At 63.9% G+C, this 18042-nt stretch carries 15 protein-coding genes and 1 pseudogene; 11 read left to right on the top strand and 5 right to left on the bottom strand.

Features of this window, described 5'->3' with window-relative positions; genetic code table 11:
• Positions 1–30: 30 nt before the first annotated feature.
• Complete coding sequence (locus RMP10_RS00930; RefSeq protein ID WP_310568646.1) at positions 31–393, top strand: hypothetical protein; 363 nt, start codon at positions 31–33, stop codon at positions 391–393.
• 191 nt (positions 394–584) lie between these two features.
• Here RMP10_RS00930 and RMP10_RS00925 read toward each other — a convergent pair whose 3' ends face one another.
• The 4 genes from RMP10_RS00925 to RMP10_RS00910 all read right to left on the bottom strand — a co-directional run bounded on the left by RMP10_RS00925 (position 585) and on the right by RMP10_RS00910 (position 3805).
• Positions 585–1037 carry a hypothetical protein gene (locus RMP10_RS00925; protein ID WP_310568645.1) on the bottom strand — a complete coding sequence of 151 codons (453 nt, stop codon included), beginning with the start codon at positions 1035–1037 and terminating at the stop codon, positions 585–587.
• 39 nt (positions 1038–1076) lie between these two features.
• Complete coding sequence (locus RMP10_RS00920; protein WP_310568644.1) at positions 1077–1664, bottom strand: rhomboid family intramembrane serine protease; 588 nt, start codon at positions 1662–1664, stop codon at positions 1077–1079.
• A gap of 6 nt (positions 1665–1670) precedes the next feature.
• Positions 1671–2366, bottom strand: coding sequence for a VIT family protein (locus RMP10_RS00915; protein WP_309669684.1), 696 nt, complete (start codon positions 2364–2366; stop codon positions 1671–1673).
• Positions 2367–2584: 218 nt separating this feature from the next.
• The gene (locus RMP10_RS00910; RefSeq protein ID WP_310568643.1) at positions 2585–3805 is read right to left on the bottom strand and encodes an FAD-binding oxidoreductase; all 1221 of its coding nucleotides are present in this window, start codon (positions 3803–3805) and stop codon (positions 2585–2587) included.
• Between the two features lie 11 nt (positions 3806–3816).
• Here RMP10_RS00910 and RMP10_RS00905 point away from each other — a divergent pair, with 11 nt between their 5' ends.
• The 4 genes from RMP10_RS00905 to RMP10_RS00890 all read left to right on the top strand — a co-directional run bounded on the left by RMP10_RS00905 (position 3817) and on the right by RMP10_RS00890 (position 10351).
• Positions 3817–4746 (top strand): ornithine cyclodeaminase family protein, encoded by a 930-nt coding sequence (locus RMP10_RS00905; protein ID WP_310568642.1) that lies wholly within the window; start codon positions 3817–3819, stop codon positions 4744–4746.
• Positions 4747–4783: 37 nt separating this feature from the next.
• On the top strand, positions 4784–6367 hold the full coding sequence (locus tag RMP10_RS00900; protein ID WP_310568641.1) for an amidohydrolase family protein: 1584 nt from the start codon (positions 4784–4786) through the stop codon (positions 6365–6367).
• Positions 6368–6420: 53 nt separating this feature from the next.
• Complete coding sequence (locus tag RMP10_RS00895; RefSeq protein WP_310568640.1) at positions 6421–8979, top strand: DUF5916 domain-containing protein; 2559 nt, start codon at positions 6421–6423, stop codon at positions 8977–8979.
• 592 nt (positions 8980–9571) lie between these two features.
• Positions 9572–10351 carry a hypothetical protein gene (locus RMP10_RS00890; RefSeq protein ID WP_310568639.1) on the top strand — a complete coding sequence of 260 codons (780 nt, stop codon included), beginning with the start codon at positions 9572–9574 and terminating at the stop codon, positions 10349–10351.
• Between the two features lie 802 nt (positions 10352–11153).
• Here the strand turns inward: RMP10_RS00890 and RMP10_RS23370 are convergent.
• A pseudogene (locus RMP10_RS23370) lies at positions 11154–11306 on the bottom strand (aminomethyltransferase beta-barrel domain-containing protein); the annotation flags it as partial.
• 797 nt (positions 11307–12103) lie between these two features.
• On the opposite strand from RMP10_RS23370, the gene RMP10_RS00885 reads away from it, so the two are divergent.
• From RMP10_RS00885 to RMP10_RS00860, 6 genes are all read left to right on the top strand, one after another.
• Complete coding sequence (locus tag RMP10_RS00885; protein ID WP_310568638.1) at positions 12104–12922, top strand: hypothetical protein; 819 nt, start codon at positions 12104–12106, stop codon at positions 12920–12922.
• A gap of 338 nt (positions 12923–13260) precedes the next feature.
• On the top strand, positions 13261–14145 hold the full coding sequence (locus RMP10_RS00880; protein ID WP_310568637.1) for a hypothetical protein: 885 nt from the start codon (positions 13261–13263) through the stop codon (positions 14143–14145).
• A 185-nt stretch (positions 14146–14330) separates the two neighbouring features.
• Positions 14331–14810 (top strand): hypothetical protein, encoded by a 480-nt coding sequence (locus RMP10_RS00875; protein ID WP_310568636.1) that lies wholly within the window; start codon positions 14331–14333, stop codon positions 14808–14810.
• A gap of 8 nt (positions 14811–14818) precedes the next feature.
• Complete coding sequence (locus tag RMP10_RS00870; RefSeq protein ID WP_310568635.1) at positions 14819–15328, top strand: hypothetical protein; 510 nt, start codon at positions 14819–14821, stop codon at positions 15326–15328.
• A gap of 62 nt (positions 15329–15390) precedes the next feature.
• Positions 15391–16896 (top strand): secretin N-terminal domain-containing protein, encoded by a 1506-nt coding sequence (locus tag RMP10_RS00865; RefSeq protein ID WP_310568634.1) that lies wholly within the window; start codon positions 15391–15393, stop codon positions 16894–16896.
• 5 nt (positions 16897–16901) lie between these two features.
• The gene (locus tag RMP10_RS00860; protein WP_310568633.1) at positions 16902–17984 is read left to right on the top strand and encodes a sigma 54-interacting transcriptional regulator; all 1083 of its coding nucleotides are present in this window, start codon (positions 16902–16904) and stop codon (positions 17982–17984) included.
• The last annotated feature ends 58 nt before the right edge of the window (positions 17985–18042 follow it).

Raw genomic sequence — 18042 nt, 5'->3', positions numbered from 1 at the left:
GAATGGACGCGGATCATGTACCGTTCACGCATGCGAAATGTCTCTCTTGTTTCTGCGGTTGTCGCTGCTGTGGTGGCCAGTGGCTGCAACAACTTGACCGATATCGCGTGCCCCGCCGATCCGGCGCGCGTGAAGATCTCGCCGACCTCGCGCACGATGACCGTTGGTGAGCAATTCACGCCTACCGTTACAGCGGCCGTGTGTGGTGGGACGCAACCCACGCCGTTCGTCGGACGGTTCACGACCACGAATGTGGCGGTCGCGCGGGTCGATTCCGTTCGAGGGGTGATCACGGCTGTCTCGAGTGGCGAGACCTACGTGTTCGCGCGATACACGACCGATGGCTTTCCATTCGGTGGGTTGCGTGACTCGATCCGGGTGACGGTGCGGTAGTCGGACAGGGATCGCACGTCATTAACTGCCTTACCGCGGGTCTGCACGGACAAGTCACGGATCGACTTGGTCGGCACGACAGCCATTGCGGTGCGCAGCCATTGAAATGTTCTGCTGTTCAATTCGCGGGTATCAGTGAAGATTCGTGGTAGAGTTGTTGAGTAAAGAGCAGAACGAAATGCGCTATCGGATCACGACTCACGAAGAAAGGTCACGAGCTGATTCCACTCGATCGGATCGTCGATGGTCCGGTATGCATACCGCAGCCCAATGCGGTCGAAGCGTGCGCGTGCCGATGGGCTCGCGGCGGCGATCAGCGTGAGCGTGGCGGGCGTAAAGCGTAGAAGTCGACGCCCGTACCGGCCCTCGAAGATCGTCTCATCAAACACAGATCCGAAGTGGGTGTCGTCGTTGGACGCGCTCCGCTGCGCGCTCGGTGACGCGAGCCTGGGAAACCCAAAGCTTTCCGGAAGCGCGACGACATTCCCACCAACGACCGCATCCCTGAAGCGCGAATGCCAGGCATCCGCATACGCCTGGGCCGACGACTCGCCGACAATCGCCAGGAACGAAAGGCGAACGTCGTCAATCGTGAAGAAGAACGATTCAGACAAGAGCGCTTTGGTAGCACTTCGAGTCGGCATTACCGATTGGGCTGAAGGTCCATCTCGAGCAAAACTTCCCTACCGCGCCCCGCGATACCGCCGCGCCGCCAGCACACCCGCGATGAACCCACCGAGGTGCGACTGCCAGCTGATGCCAACCTGTCCCGGTGCGATGCCGAGTACGAGTCCGCCCCACAGCACGGCGACGAGGATGCTGAGCGTGATGCTCATGAAGCTGCGTGCGTACCACCCGCCGAGCAGCAGAAAGCCGAAGTAGCCGAACACGACGCCGCTGGCGCCGATGTGCACGGAACCCGGGGCGCCGAGCAGCCACGCCATCAGTCCCGAGCCGAGCATGGCGAACAGGGTGACGGGCAGAAAATGGCGCGCATCGCGCAGCATCACCAGCCAGCCCATCGCCAGAAACGGAATGGTGTTGGCGATGAGGTGCTGCATGTTGGCGTGCAGGAACGGCGCGAAGAGAATGCCGCGCAGTCCGGTGAGGGTGCGCGGAATCACGCCGTACTGCATGAGCGCGCCGCCGGCGATGCCATTCACCACGAACGCGGTCCACGTAGCCCCCACGGTCGCGCTCAGCGTGGTGACTTGCTGTTTGAAGGTGCGCGTGACGCGCTTGGCGCTCTGCACGACGGGTGACTTGGCCACGGTGCGTTAAACCGGCGACCCGACGAGTTTGCCGATCAGCGCGGTCGACACCATGGCGATCGCGCCCCAGAACGTGACACGAGCCGCACCGCGCCACAGCGACGCGCCACCGAGCTGTGCGGCGAGCATGCCCAGACCGCCCAGCGCGACAATCGTGGAGCCGAACACAAGTGGTGTGAGAATCGCCGTGGGCGCGACAAACACGAAGAGCACGGGCAGCCCGGCGCCGACGGCAAAGGCCGCGGCCGAGGAGAGGGCCGCCTGGACGGGACGCGCGCGCGTGAGGTCGTGAATACCCAACTCATCGCGCGCGTGTGCACCGAGTGCGTCGTGCGCGGTGAGTTCGACGGCCACTTGCTTCGCCAGCTCAGGGCTCAGTCCGCGAGATACATAGATGCCAGCCAACTCGGCGAGCTCGTGCTCGGGCTGCGTGGCGAGCTCCATCTTCTCGCGCGCGAGGTCGGCCGTCTCGGTGTCAGACTGCGAGCTTACCGACACATACTCGCCGGCGGCCATCGAGAGTGCGCCGGCCACCAGGCCCGCGAGTGCCGCTACCACCACCGACGCCCGATCGGGCTGCGCGGCCGCGACGCCGACTACGAGACTGCTGGTCGAGATCAGTCCGTCGTTGGCGCCGAGTACCGCGGCGCGCAGCCAGCCGATGTTGGCGCTCTTGTGGGTTTCGGAATGCGATAGGGGCATGGATGGACCGGGGGAGGTCGAACGGCAACAGCAAAAAGCAACAGCAACAGCAACAACTGGAACACGGAGTGAACGGATTGCGCCAATATCACAGATAAGCAAAGGGCGCACACAAACACAGAAAATCGCCTTTGCCTATCTGTGTAATCTGTGTCATCCGTCGATTCCGTGTTCCCGCTGTTGCCGTTTCCCAACTCGCCCGACACCGTAGCCCGTCGCTAGATCACGTTCCGCTCGACCAGCGGCGCCTTCGCCGCGATCCGCTCGAGCCCCAGTGGCGACAGGTCGAGCACACCATATGCCCCCGTCGCGATCAACTCGGCCACTCCGAGCCCGACCGCCGGCGCCTGCTGCAGGCCGTGTCCCGAGAACCCCGCCGCCACGAACGCGTTGCGCACACCCGGAAGCCGGCCTACCAGTCCGTTCTGGTCGAAGGTGTTGTACTCGTAGTACCCCGCCCATGAGCCCGTGACGCGCAGCTCGTCGAATTGCGGCACCCGCTCGGCCAGTCGCGGCCACAGCCACTCGTCGAACAGGCCGTGATCGACCTGATCGAGCGGCACACCGTCGATGTCCTCGCCGCGCGGCGGTGAGCCGCACAGGAACTGCCCCGTGTCGCCATCGGGGCGGAACCAGAACCCGCTGGGGTCGATCACCAACGGACACCCCGGCAACGGCCCCGGTGCCTGCAACGAAAACACGTCGCGTTTGCGGGCGCGCACGGGCAGGTCGAAGCCGAGCATGCCCGCCAGCGGCGACGACCACGCGCCGGCGGTGATGAGCACGGCGTCGGCGGCGATACGGTCGCCCGCCGAGGTGATCACCGACTGCACCGCGCCATCGCGCACGTCGAAATCGACCGCTTCGGCCTCGAGAAATTGTGCACCATGCGCGATGGCGTGCTGTCGGAACGCCTGAAGCGCGGAGTAGCCGTCGAACCAACCTTCCCCGCTCGTGGCCGTCGAGAGCCCCAGCGATCCCAACGCGATCTGCTCCAGCGACAACCACGGGAAGCGCCGCGCAAGCTCGCTCGGCGACAGCAGTGCCACTGCGGCACCGCAGCGCGTCTGCAGCGCCTGATTCTCCTCGAGCACGTTGGCGCCGGCGCTGGTGGCGAGATACAGGTATCCCGGTTCCACCAAGCCGATGCTGGGCCGATCAGCGCCTACCGCCAACTGCGTGCCGATGTCGCGATAGAACGCGAGGCTCTGCTGCGAGATCCGGATGTTGATCTCGGTGGAGAATTGCTGCCGGATGGCGCACACCGACAGCGCACTCGATGCTCGCGCATACGACGCGTCACGCTCGATCACGGTGGCGCGAATGCCGTAGCGCGCCCCGAGAAACGAGGCCGTGGCGGCGCCCATCACACCGCCACCGATGATGACCACTCGCATGGACGAGTCCACCTGCTGGTTCCGCAAAGCGTCTGGAGACATAGAATCCCAAGATGCTGCCGTATCATTCCGCCGAACAGGTCCACGCCGCCTTGCCGTGGCCCACTCTGGTATCCGCCTTGCGCGACGCCTTCGCGGCCGGTGCCACCGTGCCGCGCAGACACGCGCACGCGCTGAGCGAGCGGGACTCGCTGCTGCTCATGCCCGCATGGAGCGACGACGCGCTTGGCGTGAAAGTGGTGACGGTCATGCCCGATTCGCGCGCGGCCCGCACGGTACAGGCGCTGTACATATTGCTGGATCGACACACCGGTGAGCCGCGGGCCGTACTCGACGGTGAAGCGCTCACGGTACGCCGAACCGCGGCCACGTCGGTGCTGGCCGCCAGCTATCTGGCGCGCGATGACGCGAGCGACCTGTTGGTGATCGGCACGGGCACGCTGGCCCCGTACATGGTGCGGGCGTACTGCGCCATGCGACCGGCGATCACGCGTGTGCGCCTCTGGGGACGTACGCCGGCGCGCGCGGTGGCGCTGGCCAACGCGCTGGCGAGTGAAGGACTGCCGGTGGAAGCGTGCCCCGATGAACCGAACGCCTTGTACAATGCCCTCGCCGCGTCGCACATCGTGTGCGCGGCCACCACGTCTCGCACGCCGATCGTGGAGGGCGCATGGCTGCAGGCCGGCACGCATGTTGACCTGGTGGGTGGCTTCACGCCCGCCATGCGTGAGGCCGATGACGACACCATGTGTGCCAGTCGCATCGTGGTGGACAGCTATGACGGTGCCCTGAGCGAGGCCGGCGATCTGGTCGATCCACTGGCGCGCGGCACCATTCCGCGGGTGCAGGTGGTGGCCGAGCTGCGGGAGCTGGTGGCGGGTACGATTGCGGGGCGTACCGACGGCGCGCAGATCACGCTGTTCAAGTCGGTCGGACTCGCGCTGGAAGATCTGGCGGCAGCGACGCTCGTGTGCGGCGCGTAGCAATGTTGGTCACGCTTTCAACACACTCCTTCAGATCATGACTCTCCTCTCATCTGTCCGTCGCGTGGGAGTGCTCGGCCTGTGCATCGCCGCCCTGCCACTCGGTGCGGCATTGCAAGCGCAAGGCGCGGTGGACGTGCTGATTACCGGCGCCATGGTGTACGACGGTACCGGCGCACCGGGACGCATCACCAACGTCGGCATTCGCGGCGACCGCATCGCCTTTGTGGGCGCGATCCCGCGCGGCACCACGGCCGCGCGTCGTATTGATGCCACCGGTCTGATCGTGTCACCGGGGTTCATCGACCCGCACACGCATGCGTATGAAGGACTGCCGCGACTGAACGCCGAGCGGCGGTTGAGCGCGTCGAATCTGATGCAGGGCGTCACGACCGTCACGATCGGCCCCGATGGTCGCGGGCCGTTCGACGTGAAGCGCATTCTCGATGAGTCGGAGAAGCTCGGACTTGGCACCAACGCGTATGCCACGGTGGGCTTCGGCACTGTGCGCGCCAACGTGATGGGTGCGTCGTCGGCGCCGGCCACGAAGGTGCAGATCGACTCCATGCGCGCGCTCATCACGAAGGCGATGCGGGAAGGCGCGCTCGGTGTGGGCTCAGGCTTGTTCTACGCGCCGCAAAGCTACGCCAGCACCGACGAAGCGATCGCCGTAATCTCGGCCGCGAAACCGTTCGGCGGCGTGTACGACACGCATCAGCGCGACGAGTCGTCGTACACCATTGGCCTCCTCGCGTCGGTGCGCGAAACGATCCGCATCGGCTGCGAATCGGGTCTCACCGCGAACGTGGGACACATCAAGACGCTCGGCGTTGATGTATGGGGCAAGGCCGACAGCGTGTTGGGCATCATGCGTGAGGCGCGCGCCAAGGGATGTGTGGTCACGGCCGATCAGTATCCATGGACAGCGAGCGGAACAGGGCTGAGTGCTGCGTTGGTGCCGCGCTGGGCACAGGCCGGCGGCAATGATTCGCTCAAGCTGCGCATTGCTGACGCCACGTTGCGCGAGAAGATGCTGGTGGAAATGCGCGACAATCTGCGACGTCGCGGTGGCGACAGCACGCTGTTGCTCACCGGTGGCAGTGCCACGGCGAGGTCGTATATCGGCAAGACACTCAAGCAGGCCGCGGCCGAGCGGAACATGCCGGCGGTGGAGACGGCGTTGGCGATGATCAACGAAGGACTCGACATGAGCGTGGCGTCGTTCAACATGACCGAAGCCGACATCGAGACGTTCATGAAGGATCCGTACGTGATGACGAGCTCCGACGGGTCGGGCGGACACCCGCGGCTGTATGGCACGTACCCGCGCAAGATCCGTCGTTACGTGCTCGACAAGCCGGTGATCACGATGGAGCGGATGGTGCGCGCGTCGTCGGGGCAGGTGGCCGAGACGTATCGCATTCCCGATCGCGGCGTGCTGCGGGCCGGTGCGTTCGCTGATGTGATCGTGTTCGATCCCAAGACGATCCGGGACGAAGCGACGTATGTGGAGCCCACCCGCTTGTCGAGCGGGATGGTGTGGGTGTTCGTGAACGGACAAGCGGCGGTGCAGGAGGGACGGATGACGAATGTGTTCGCGGGGCGCGCACTGCGCCGCTAGGATGGTGGTGGGTGTGATCAAACCATTGAGGGAGTCGTGCTGTCGGAACAGACATGCCACGACTCCTCCTGCTCCTTCTGGCCGTGCCTGCTTTGCTGCAGGCGCAGCCCTCCGTGTCGTCGACGACGAGAGAACGCGCGACTGCGCCGCTGCCGAGCCCGACACGTAGCGCGTCGGCCACCCGTGTGTCGCAGGCGCCCGTGCTGGATGGACGCGATGACGACGCGGCGTGGCGCAGTGCCACGGTGATCGATCAGTTCCTCGAGTACGAGCCCAACCAAGGGGCCACGCCGCGCTTCCGCACCGAAGTGCGCGTGACGTACGATGAGCGCTATCTGTATGTGCTGGGACGCATGTATGATCCCGCCCCGGACAGCATCATCTCGCTGCTGTCGCGTCGCGATGTGCGTACGGAGAGTGAGCAGCTCAAGCTGGTGATCGACTCGTATCATGATCGCCGCACCGCCTACCAGTTCATCACGAACCCGGCCGGGGTGAAGCGCGACTTCTACGTGTACAATGACAACGTGGAAGACGCCACCTGGGACGCGGTGTGGGACGTGGCCACCAAGATCGATTCACTGGGATGGGTGGCGGAGTTCCGCATTCCGTTCAGTCAGATCCGCTTCAATCAGGACGACGCCAAGCGCTTCGGCTTTCTGATCGTGCGTGACGTGGCCCGCACCAAGCAGCGCATTTCGTGGCCGCTGTTCCGTCGCGATGTGCAGGGGTACGTATCGCAGGGCGGCGAGCTGGAAGGATTCGGGCGTTTGCCGCAGCCGCGTCGACTCGAAGTCACACCATATGTCGTGGAGAAGAGCAGCACGCGGCAGAATGCGAACGGCAGCTACTCATCGCCGGTGTCGCAGGCGTTCGGCGCCGACGTGAAGATGGGACTCGGCTCCAACCTCACGGTGGACGCCACGATCAATCCCGACTTCGGTCAGGTCGAGGCCGATCCGTCGGTGTTGAATCTGTCGGCCTTCGAGCAATTCTTCGAAGAGCGTCGACCGTTCTTCCTGGAAGGTGCGGGCATCTTCCAGTTCCGCACGGCGTGCGACGACATCGACACCGGCTGCACGGGACTCTTCTATTCTCGTCGCATTGGCCGGTCGCCGCAGCTGCTGAACCGCTACGGAGACGGATCGAGTGCGACCGCGTCGCGCATCATCGGCGCGGGCAAGGTGAGCGGTCGTCTCGCCAGCGGACTGTCGGTGGGCCTGGTCACGGCGGTGACTGAGCGCGAGCTCGGCACGCAGCGTCGCACCATCGAACCGCAGACGGGCTACGCGGTGTTGCGCCTGCAGCAGGACCTGCGCAACGGCAACAGTGGCATCGGGGTGATGCTCACGGGCGTCGACCGCACCAACGACGAGTGGAGCCGCAGCGTGCTGCGCGGTGGCGCCTACACCGGCGGCATCGACCTGCGTCATCGCTTCGCCGCCAACAATTACGAGCTCGCGGCGTCGGTATCGGGCAGCACGGTGAACGGTACGGCCGACGCGATTGCCGCCACGCAACGCAGCAGCGTGCACCAGTACGATCGGCCCGATGATGATATCACGTACGATCCCACGCGTACGTCGATGACGGGCGATGCCGAACGTCTGTCGATCTCCAAGTTCGGCGGTGGCATCACGCGCTTTCAGAGCGTGCTGCAGCGTTTCTCACCGGGCTTCGAGAGCAACGATCTCGGTTTTCAGGCGCGGGCCGATCAGCAGATGTTCCGGAACTGGTTCTCGCTCCAGCTGAATACGCCCACCAGGTACTACCGTCGCGCGTTCCTCAACTTCAACACGTTCAACACGTGGAACACGGCGGGCCTCGCGCTGGGTCAGGGGCTCAACATGAACTGGCACGTCGAGCTGCCCAACACATGGTGGATTCACACCGGCGTGAACGCGAACGCGCTCACGCCCGTGTTCAGCGACCGCGCCGCGCGCGGTGGACCGGCCGTGCGTCTCAGCTCGAACGGCAACGCGTTCCTGGGCATCGAGGGCGATCGCCGTCGGTGGTACACGCCCACGCTGTTCATGGGCACCAACAGCGGTGACGAAGGGCGCAGTGACGGCATGTGGATCGAGCCGGGCATCCAGGCACGGGTGTCGTCGAGATTCAGTGCATCGCTGGCGGCGCGCTACGACCGCGGCAACAACGACGCGCAGTGGCATTCGAACGTGGTGCGCGATGGCGACACGTATTACACCTTCGCGCGCCTCAAGCAGTCGACGCTGCGCACCACGGCGCGCGTGAACTACACCGCGACGCGTACGCTGTCGCTGCAGCTGTATGCGCAGCCGTTCGTGACCACCGGTCGCTACACCAATTGGCGCGAACTCGATAGTCCGCGGGCCACGGCGTACGCCGATCGCTATCAGCCGTTTGGACCAGGCGATCCCGGTGGCTTCCGCGTGCGCGAGTTCCGCTCGAATACGGTAGTGCGCTGGGAGTATCGCCCGGCGTCGGTGCTGTTCCTGGTGTGGCAGCAGGGACGAAGCCTGTACGATCCCACGGCGTCGGACTTCAGTTTCCCTCAGGATGTCACGCGCGTGTTCGACGTGCATCCGATGAACACGCTGTTGGTGAAGGCGTCGTTCTGGTTCAACCCGTAGGGCGACGGACGGGATTGGATGAACTGATCACGCGGAGACGCAGAGGGCGCAGTGCTCGCAGCTGGTGGTATTCCTCTCCGGCCCCTGCGCTTTTCTGCTCGTTCGCGCTTATCAAATGCGCTTTGAAAAGGTATCGGCATTCTCATCGCGCTCGATACACTGCCGGACATGTTCATGACGCTGCTGAATGTCACGAGCGACATGATGGTCGCGGTGAAGACCACGCCCGACGAGGCGCTCATCCAGCAGCGCACCTGACGGTGCCTTGGGCCGTAGATGGAGAAGGCCGATAGCAACTGGCGAAGATGTCCTATGTACGCGCTGTTGACACACCGGCGGTCGGGCGAATAGCATATCGGCGGGAGAAATGCCCCCTCCGCAATTCAATGTTTCCCAAAGAAACGTGACTATGCAAGTAAAAGTCGGCCGTGCGTATAAGTACGCACGCGGGTGCGAAACCGTGCGCGCTCTCTCTTTCTCTCTCTGCCTCCTCGCCTCCTGCGGAGAACACGCCCCCGTCGAAGTTGAGGCTGTCGCAGATCGTGTCCTTCCGGTAGCCCACCGGCAGAGTGGCAATCTCGACGAGTCGTTCTTGGCCGTCGGTACGGCCGTCCCCACCTTTGCCGGGGCTTACTTCGGCGATGGAGGAGAGCTCGTAATCCGCTTGACCAAATTGGCGGATAGCACGCGTGCCCTTGCTGAGATGCAGCAGCTACTGCTGGATCGTGTACGTGTCGATCCCCGCAGCATGAGTGAGGCACAAAAGCGAGAGGCGGTATTGCCGAGACGATGGCGTATGGAGGAAGCCTCGTATTCCTTCGCCGAACTGTATCAGGTACGATCTGAGCTATTCGTCAGTGCTTTCCAGGATGACGACGTAGTCTCGTTGGATATCGACGAGCGGCATGGAAAAGTCGTGATCGGCGTAACTTCCATGGCAGCCGAATCTCGAGTGCAATCCGCACGCGCGACGAGCCTTGCGAAAGCGCTTGTCGTATTCAGAAGTGTGAGTGCGCCGTCACTCACGAACTCCACCACTTTATACAACCGGCATCGTCCGATCACTGGTGGCTACCAGATCGGTCCGTCTGGCTGCACGACGACGATCGGCGCACGTAGAGGAAGTGAGCAGCTGGTTCTCACCAATTCTCATTGCTCGGCAACTCCGTGGTCGCTAGACGGAGGGTCAATCCGACAGAACAACTTGGAGCAAGGCGACAGCGGAAGCCCAATCTTCGCGATGTTTGGAGGACTTCCAAACACGGTGGCCTTCTATGGTATCGCCTTCGCGGAGCAAGGTGGCGCCAGCGGCGTATTCAGCAACTTCGGGCAGATGAAGCAGGATCTCGGAAGCAATCTTCAGACGTTCTGACCATGCAATTCTCAAGAGTTAAGTCGCATGCGACATTCCGCAGTCCCTGTCTGGGGCTCCTGGCTCTCCTCGCCTGCAATTCAGAGGACGCCGTGTGTACGCTTCTGCCGCAGCGTGGCGTCGAACTGACGGTTGTAGATGCCGTGAGCGCCAACAGCGTGGGTCAACTGGCGGTGGTCACTGTAACTAGGCTCTCGCCGCGTGGTCAGGCGACGTCGGGTCCCTCGGAACAGGTCGCAAGCCTCACGGCCATTCCGGGGACTTACGAAATTCGGACGGTCGCTGCGGGGTACTCAACTCGAACCGATACGATCGCCGTGGCATCACGCACTGTGCGCGGATGTGAAGAAACCGTGGCTGTGTCTCGCACGATTCAACTGAGCCCGCAGCGGTAGCAGTAGCGTCTTTCCGCCCTCCCGTCTCACGATCGAATCAGCGGGGCACCGCCTTCGATCCACTCCGTTGGCGGGGGGGCCGGGTTACTGAAGCCGCTACAGGTGCTTCCATTCGCCTCCATGGCTGGTGACCATTTTGATTCATACAACTGCCTGGGGCTACAGGGTGTTCGAAATCAGGCGATTCCGGTCTGGCTCTGTGGGCGTCTAGTGGTCATTGGGGGGCACGCATCACTGAGTAAAGCGGTCGTGCTCTCCAACGGACCAGTGGTCGGGAGCGCGGTGGGCGGCACCGCGCTCCTCGCTGTCCTCGGGCATGCTATGCTTCGAGTCTTTGAGCCGTAGTCGGTGGATCGTCGTGCCGCGCGTTGCTACCGAACGCCGCAATGAACGTTCGGTCCGGTGCTCTACGTCAACAACGGCAATGCGCGCGAACGAAGCGCTGCCGCCATACCGCGCTCGATCACGCCGCCGCCGAGTACGATGTCGCCGTCGTAAATGACCAGCGACTGTCCCGGTGATATGGCCTGAATGGGCTCGTTAAGCGCGAGTTCGATCGCGCGATGACTCGCGTTGAAGCGGGCGAAGCCGGTCGGAAATAGCTTTTCCTACAACTTCAACGCGGTGCGTTCTGCTGAAGCGCTCCACGTAAAATTGCGCGCGTAGCGCGCATTCCGAAATGCGTTGTCAGCAGCAATGCTGGGTTAGGCACAATACTGTTCAGTTAAGGTGAATTCCAGCGTTTCCACGGTTCTGGCGGCTGGTGCCACATAGTGATATGGACTGTGGTGTCGCGCTGGCGGACGACCTGTCGGCGACGGGGTCGCAGATCGTAGGTGCTCATCTTCCGCTTCACCCCGCGTGGGACGATCCGCCCACGACTTGAGCTCACCGCCACGGCGCGGAGTTCCGCCAGGATGTGCTCACGCACGCGTCGCGAGGCCGCGGCGCCCCGCCGAGGGGGGGAAGGCCGCCACGTGGGGCAGCGTACGGCGGGCGACGCGCAGGGTGTGCGGGCGAGAGTTGCTACAGCACGCGATCGACTTTCCTGTTGACTCCGGTGCAACGCCACGGTTTCAGGGAACGCCGCAGTCCATGCGGCTGCGGAGTTGGTGTCGCAGCAGTGCGGGCTACCGGATCCCATGCATTGTGCAGGTGGCGGTCGTCGACCGCCAAGCCGGTTCGCGCATAGAGATCATGGCCGGGGAGCTCCATCAATCGATAGAAACGACGGGCCCTGTGCGCTTGCAGTATCTCGATCTGAGCGAAGGCGTTGGGCACTGGATCCACGACTGGCAGGACAGCTCGCGACTTCCGCATAGCATCGGTGTTGTCGGACCGCGCGATACCATGGCGCTTGTCCTTGCCCGGTAAAACAGCGCTGCGCCTTCGGCGCGGGGGTGCATTGCTCATCGTACTCGTGGCGACCGTCGCGATCACGCTGGCAGCGAGTATGGCACGATATGCCGCGGCCGTCGCGATGGCCCAGAGCGAGACGCGGCGAGCCTCGGTTGAGACGTCGCTCATCGGTGCTGCGTGTCTCGTTCAGGTAGAGCGTAGTGCTTCTGAACTGCTGCTGCAGGCCGAAACGCCCGGCGAAGCAGACTCACTTTGGCAAGCGCTGACGATCGAAACGATTTCTCTCGATCCGCGCTGTGACGTGACCGTTCGACCCTTCGGAGCGAGGCTGGACGTGATGCGCGTGCCTGTCGAAGTGATCGCTGCGGCGCTCGCCGATCTCGGCATCGCAGGCTCGCAATCACTGGCGCAGCGCCTGGTGAGCGTGCGCCGTGCCATGGGCAGCGATGATGCTGAGCTCCGAGCCATCGCCTCAGATGAGGAATTGAGAGCGCAGCTTATGAGTATGATCGCTGCGGAGGAGCCTGTCGCCGCGATCCAGACCGTACTTGGAGTCGGCGAAGGTCCCGCGTGGATCCCCGCGCTACCGATGTCGCTCAGCGCCGAAACCCGTGCGCTCCTAAGCGACACCGTGGCGCTTCCAGCCGCGTGGTCGTTGTCGCTCACGGTAAATGCGGACGCGTGGGCTACCTCGCCGCCATCGGCGAAGTCGGGTCGTCGAGCGACGATCTCGGCACGACTGCTTCGCGAAGGTACGTCAGTCGTAGCGGTGGGACGCCGCTTCGGGCACGCAACGCGGATGAGCGCTACGCAATGAAAGACCAGCAATCGCGACGGCATCTCTCTCTCCGATCGGAGCAATTGGGGATACTTCTTCTGTCAGACACGTGGTACGCGTGCTTGATGCGCGGCGGCCAAGAGGTCTGGACAACGACGCGGCCTCGACTGGCGCTTGGCGACGAATACCTAGAGCTCGCCACCCTCATCGCGGACAGCCCGCGAGCACGTCTTTCTCGCAAGCGATGTGTCGTTGCACTGGGCCCCGATCTCGTGACCACCAAGCGACTTATCGGTATAGCGACAGCGGCCGCGCCTCGTCGGAAAACCGGCGTGCGCGCCGTAGCGGAGTCTCTGGATCCGTATCGTCATTTCGTCGTGACCGTCGCAACACCCCGCCTGTCGGAGGTGCTGCTGTCGCCGAACGGAGACCAGTGGGCCGCGCTGTTCAACGGAGCGTGGGTTGATCGCATAACGGCGATCGCACGGAGCGAGGGCTTTTCGGAAATCGCTGTCGTTCCTGCCGCAGTCCTGTTGCCAGTCGGGCATGCATTGGTCGATGCGGAGCGCGCCGTCACGTCAGGTGTCGCTGGCGAAGCGGCATTCCACATGAGTACTGTCGCGACCGCAAGCCTCGCCGCGTCCGTCGTCCGCGCGTCCGAAATCGCAGTAGCCTCGGCCGCTGCACAGACGCTGCACCCGCCACTGCGCGCCCTTTCCGGTCTCGACCCACGAACGTCCCGAACACGCATCGCGCACATGGGCTGGTTGACCACGCTGCTTACCGCCTGCGTGCTCGGTTGGATCGCGGCGAGCGTCGTCGCAGCGAGCGCGCGCGCGCGTACTTTGAGCGTACAACAGCCGGCGTTGCAGGAAGCACAGGCTCGCACTGACTCATTGCGCGTGATCACCGAGTCGCTGCAGACGGTCGATCGATTCGACCGGCAGACGCGGCCAGTCATCGTACTTCTCTCGGACATCGCGCGGACGCTGGATACCCTGGGGACACTCGACATGTTGACGCTCACCGATTCAACGGTTGATCTCCGTGTAGAAGCGGAACATGGGGCGGTCCTCCCGCAATCCTTCGCCTCGCTGGAGTGGGTACGTAGCGCGAGTCTCGTTGGCGGAGTTGCGCGTACGGGCGACGCAGCCAGCAGCGCCATGGAGCGTGTGAACGTACGCCTGCGTCGGAGTGCTCTGCAGGAGCGACCACCAAGACGGACGAGCGCTGGCTCAGTCGCCGCGGGGCGCATCAAATGAGCCTCCGCCTCGGATCGCTCCGATCGTTGATGTTGGTATGCACGTTGCTGCTCATCGCTCGCCTGAGTGGTCCGGTTTCCTCGGTGATCACCGCTGCCGCCGCGAGGCGGGCAGCAATCGGCGCTGCGTGGTGGGAAGGTCAGGAGTTGTTGCGCCACCAGCCACGAGTCCGATCTGAACTCGATATGGCCACTCGTCGTTTTCTGGCGGCGCGCCGCTGGTTTCTGACGGAGCCGAGCGCATCGGCGAATCAAGAGCGACTCCTGACGATGATCGCTGCCATTTCGGACGAATCGGATCTTGCGGTCACATCCGCTCAGCCAGTTGTCGCGTCAGTTGAGCGGTCGCGCGCGAGGCGAGCGCCGATCGTTGGTTCGCGCGCTGGCGCTGGCCGACGAAAGGAGGAGGGCGGTGACGGCGCGATTGCGATTGCGGAAGTAGCGGTCCGCTTTGAGGGGACTGGTACGATCGAGGCGGTGATGGCGAGCCTCCTGGCAATCGAATCCGCCATTCCGCGATTGCGCGTCTCGGCGCTGTCCCTAAAGCGGGAGGCCGGTAGCGAGCCGCATCGCGTCCGGATACAGGCAACCCTGCACGCATTGCAGGAACTCCGCGGCCAGAAGCCGTCGAGCGTCGGCCGGTCGGCCATTGCGGCGTCACGATGAGCGGAACAGTGACTCGGGCTGCGCGGCTCATGCGCCGCGGCGCCGCGTTCATCGTGTGTACCGGGATCGGTTTCGTGGCGCAGGGACTTTGGGCTCGCACTGGTGGAGCACCGCAGAGCATCGTCGCGCCGGCATCGTCGCTAGCGACACGTCCTCGCGACCTTCGCGGCTCGCTCACTAGGGCAGATCTCAGCGCGCTGGCTGACACCGTGGTTGTCTACGACCTGCTGGGCACACAACCGGCGGAGATCGCACCGCCGGAGTCGGTAGTAGCGGTCGCCCCTGCTGCAATTCAAGTCCGTCCCCCGATCCAATTGCGTGGCGTGATTGGCAACGGGGCCAACGGGAACAGTTGGACCGCATTGGTGGATGGCGCTCCTGGACGGCCAGGTACGGTGTCGCTGACTGCGGGTGATACGACTGCCGGGATGCGCGTCCTGCGCGTAACCGCCACGACCATCGTCTTTCGATACCGGGATTCCACGTGGACCGAATCACTGCAGACCGTATGGCGCTAGAGCCGAAGCGACGAACGTGCGCCGGCGCTGTACCCTGCCTCTGTGCGGCGCTCGTCTGTGTCATGGTATGGAGTGGGAAAGCGTCTGCGCAACGCGCCGACTCGCTCGTTCGTGCCCGCGGCGATTCGATCTCCATCCGTTTGGTGGATGTCGATATACGTGCCGCCGTGCAGGCACTTGGTGATTATGTCGACCGCCCGTTGAGCTTCGGGTCGTTGCCGCCTGCGCGCGTATCCCTTCAAACGCAACGCCCGGTGGCGCGGGCGCAGGTCCTCCCGCTGCTGCGTGGATTGCTCGAGTCGCACAACATGGAGATCGCGCTGGACTCGGCAGCCGGTATGTATCGCGTGCGGGTCCGGCCTCCCACGAATTCGTCCGGTCTTGCCAATGGCTCACCGCTTGGAGCGGCGGGTGGGACGGCCGCTCGGTCGGCATCTCAAGCTTCGTTGGCCTCGAGCAACGGATTGGAGCTGTTCGTCATCCGTCTCCGTCATGCACGTGCAGCGGATGTCGCCGCCGGCGTGAACGCGCTGTACGGACGCGCCAGTGCGTTCGGCGAACTTGGCAGCGACGCGGGCGGTGGCACGCTGGATCAACGCCTTCGGCAGTCGGCAGTACCGCCGCAGGGATCGACCACCGCGATGCCCATCCCGCAAGGCCAGCCTACGCGCGGCGCCTCGCTCTCCGGGGAAGTCACCATCGTACCGGACGCACGCACCAATGCCCTTCTCGTACGGGCAAGTCGAACCGACTACGCTCTGATTGATGCCGCCGTGAAAGAGTTGGACGTCAGGCCACTTCAGGTCCTGATCGAGGTGCTCATCGCGGAGGTGCGGCGCGATCGCGGCCTCTCGTTCGGCTTGGAAACCCAAGTGCCAGCGACAGAGTTGCCGGGGCGTACCGGCGGGACGATCTCGGGTGGAGCCACGGGCGGCGGCGGTAGCGAGATGATCGCGAGACTGCTGGACTTCACCGTTGGCACCACTCAACTCAACGCCACGTTGCGCGCCGCAGCCTCACGCGGCGATGTACAGATCGTCAGCAGACCGGTCGTCATCGCCGCCAACAATGAATTGGCAGAGATTCTAGTCGGGAGCCAGCGCCCGTTCGTTCAGGTGCAACGCTCTCTGCCCACTGACGCCCCGAGCCGCGATCAAGTCATTCAATACCGCGATGTGGGTACCAGGCTCGCCGTCCGGCCGACGATCAGCAGCGATGGCTACGTGATGATTGCCGTCACACAAGAAGTAAATGCCGCCACGACGGAAACGGCCTTCGATGCTCCTGTCATCTCCACCCGCAGCGTGCAAACGAACTTGCTCATCAAAGACCGTCAGACAGTCGTGCTCGGCGGGTTGATCGATCGACAGCGCGACAACAATCAGTCGGGAATTCCCCTTCTCTCCAGCATTCCTTGGATAGGCGGGCTGTTCGGTCGAGTGGATCGGCGCACGACGGAAACGGAGCTTTTCGTCTTTCTGACGCCGCGCATTATCAGCGACGACGCGGACGCGGAGGCGGTGACGAGCCCTCTCCGTGAGCGCGCGAGCCCCAAGCCTCCGGAGTAATGATCATGCTACCAAGTTCCTCGACGTCGCTGCTGATCGGACACAGTGCGAGCATACGTGAGCTGCGTGCCACGATTGCGCGGATCGCGCCGGCACGTTTGCCGGTGCTCATCCAAGGCGAGACCGGCGTCGGGAAAGAGCTGGTCGCGTCCGACCTCCATAGCGGTTCCGGGCGCACGGGCCGACTCGTTCCGTTCAACGTATGCGCGATCCCGGACACCATGTTCGAGAGCACCGTGTTCGGGCACGTCCGCGGTGCGTTTACAGGCGCTGTTACCGATGCGGCGGGTCTGTTGGCGGAAGCCGATCGCGGTACCGTATTCCTCGACGAAATCGGTACACTCAGCCTCGGCGGCCAGGCAAAACTGCTGCGCGCACTAGAGACCGGTGCGTTCCGTCCCGTTGGAGCTCGAATGGATCGCCGATGCGATTTTCGAGTGGTCGCGGCGTGCAACGAGCCGCTCATGCACCTGGTCGATGGCGGCACCTTTCGCGCCGATCTTGCCTATCGGATCGGTGGGTGCGTGCTTGATGTTCCGCCGTTGCGTAGGCGTCGTGACGACATCCCGCTCTTGGTGCAGCACTTTTCGCAATACGCGGGAGGCGCGCCACTGCAATGGGAACGAGCCGCGCTCGATGTCTTATGTGACTACGCGTGGCCGGGAAACGTACGACAGCTGCGATCATTGGTTGATCGCCTGCATCTGCTGCACGACGGTGACCTCGTGCGCGCCCCCGACGTGCTCGGCCTGCTTCATCGTGAGCAGCACCGGACTTCGCCGGCGAATCCGGCGCAGGACGCCGAACGGGAGCAGCTGTGCGCTCTGCTGCGGGCAGCTGACTTCGATACCGCAATTGCCGCCCGCCGAATGGGCGTACACCGCTCAACCCTCTATCGGCGCATGACGCAGCTCGGCGTCACCGTCGTTGAGCGCCGTGCTTCGCGCCGTAGTCGCGGACTCGCTGACGTCGCGAGTGGTGCAGAACTGCGCGAGAACACTTCGACCGTCCGCGCGAATTCGCACGGTGTCGGCGGGCAACAAGTTCTGCGCAACACAATCGGCGGCACTAGGTCGGACGCTCAGTAGGCATTCAAAATGTGCGACTTCAATAGGTACATCGTTGGGATAGCCATCGGCGCTCCGG

The organism is Gemmatimonas sp. (assembly GCF_031426495.1).
Classification (GTDB): domain Bacteria; phylum Gemmatimonadota; class Gemmatimonadetes; order Gemmatimonadales; family Gemmatimonadaceae; genus Gemmatimonas.
The sequence above is the reverse complement of the archived record's forward strand: the minus strand, read 5'-3'. Positions and strand labels throughout refer to the sequence as shown.

Bases quoted from the DNA above. Each gene is read 5' to 3' on its own strand.
- RMP10_RS00915 (WP_309669684.1), bottom strand. From the start codon at position 2,366: ATGCCCCTATCGCATTCCGAAACCCACAAGAGCGCCAACATCGGCTGG.
- RMP10_RS00875 (WP_310568636.1), top strand. From the start codon at position 14,331: ATGGCCACTCGTCGTTTTCTGGCGGCGCGCCGCTGGTTTCTGACGGAG.
- RMP10_RS00860 (WP_310568633.1), top strand. From the start codon at position 16,902: ATGCTACCAAGTTCCTCGACGTCGCTGCTGATCGGACACAGTGCGAGC.
- RMP10_RS00925 (WP_310568645.1), bottom strand. From the start codon at position 1,037: ATGCCGACTCGAAGTGCTACCAAAGCGCTCTTGTCTGAATCGTTCTTC.
- RMP10_RS00865 (WP_310568634.1), top strand. From the start codon at position 15,391: ATGGTATGGAGTGGGAAAGCGTCTGCGCAACGCGCCGACTCGCTCGTT.
- RMP10_RS00900 (WP_310568641.1), top strand. From the start codon at position 4,784: ATGACTCTCCTCTCATCTGTCCGTCGCGTGGGAGTGCTCGGCCTGTGC.
- RMP10_RS00910 (WP_310568643.1), bottom strand. From the start codon at position 3,805: ATGTCTCCAGACGCTTTGCGGAACCAGCAGGTGGACTCGTCCATGCGA.
- RMP10_RS00905 (WP_310568642.1), top strand. From the start codon at position 3,817: ATGCTGCCGTATCATTCCGCCGAACAGGTCCACGCCGCCTTGCCGTGG.
- RMP10_RS00930 (WP_310568646.1), top strand. From the start codon at position 31: ATGCGAAATGTCTCTCTTGTTTCTGCGGTTGTCGCTGCTGTGGTGGCC.
- RMP10_RS00895 (WP_310568640.1), top strand. From the start codon at position 6,421: ATGCCACGACTCCTCCTGCTCCTTCTGGCCGTGCCTGCTTTGCTGCAG.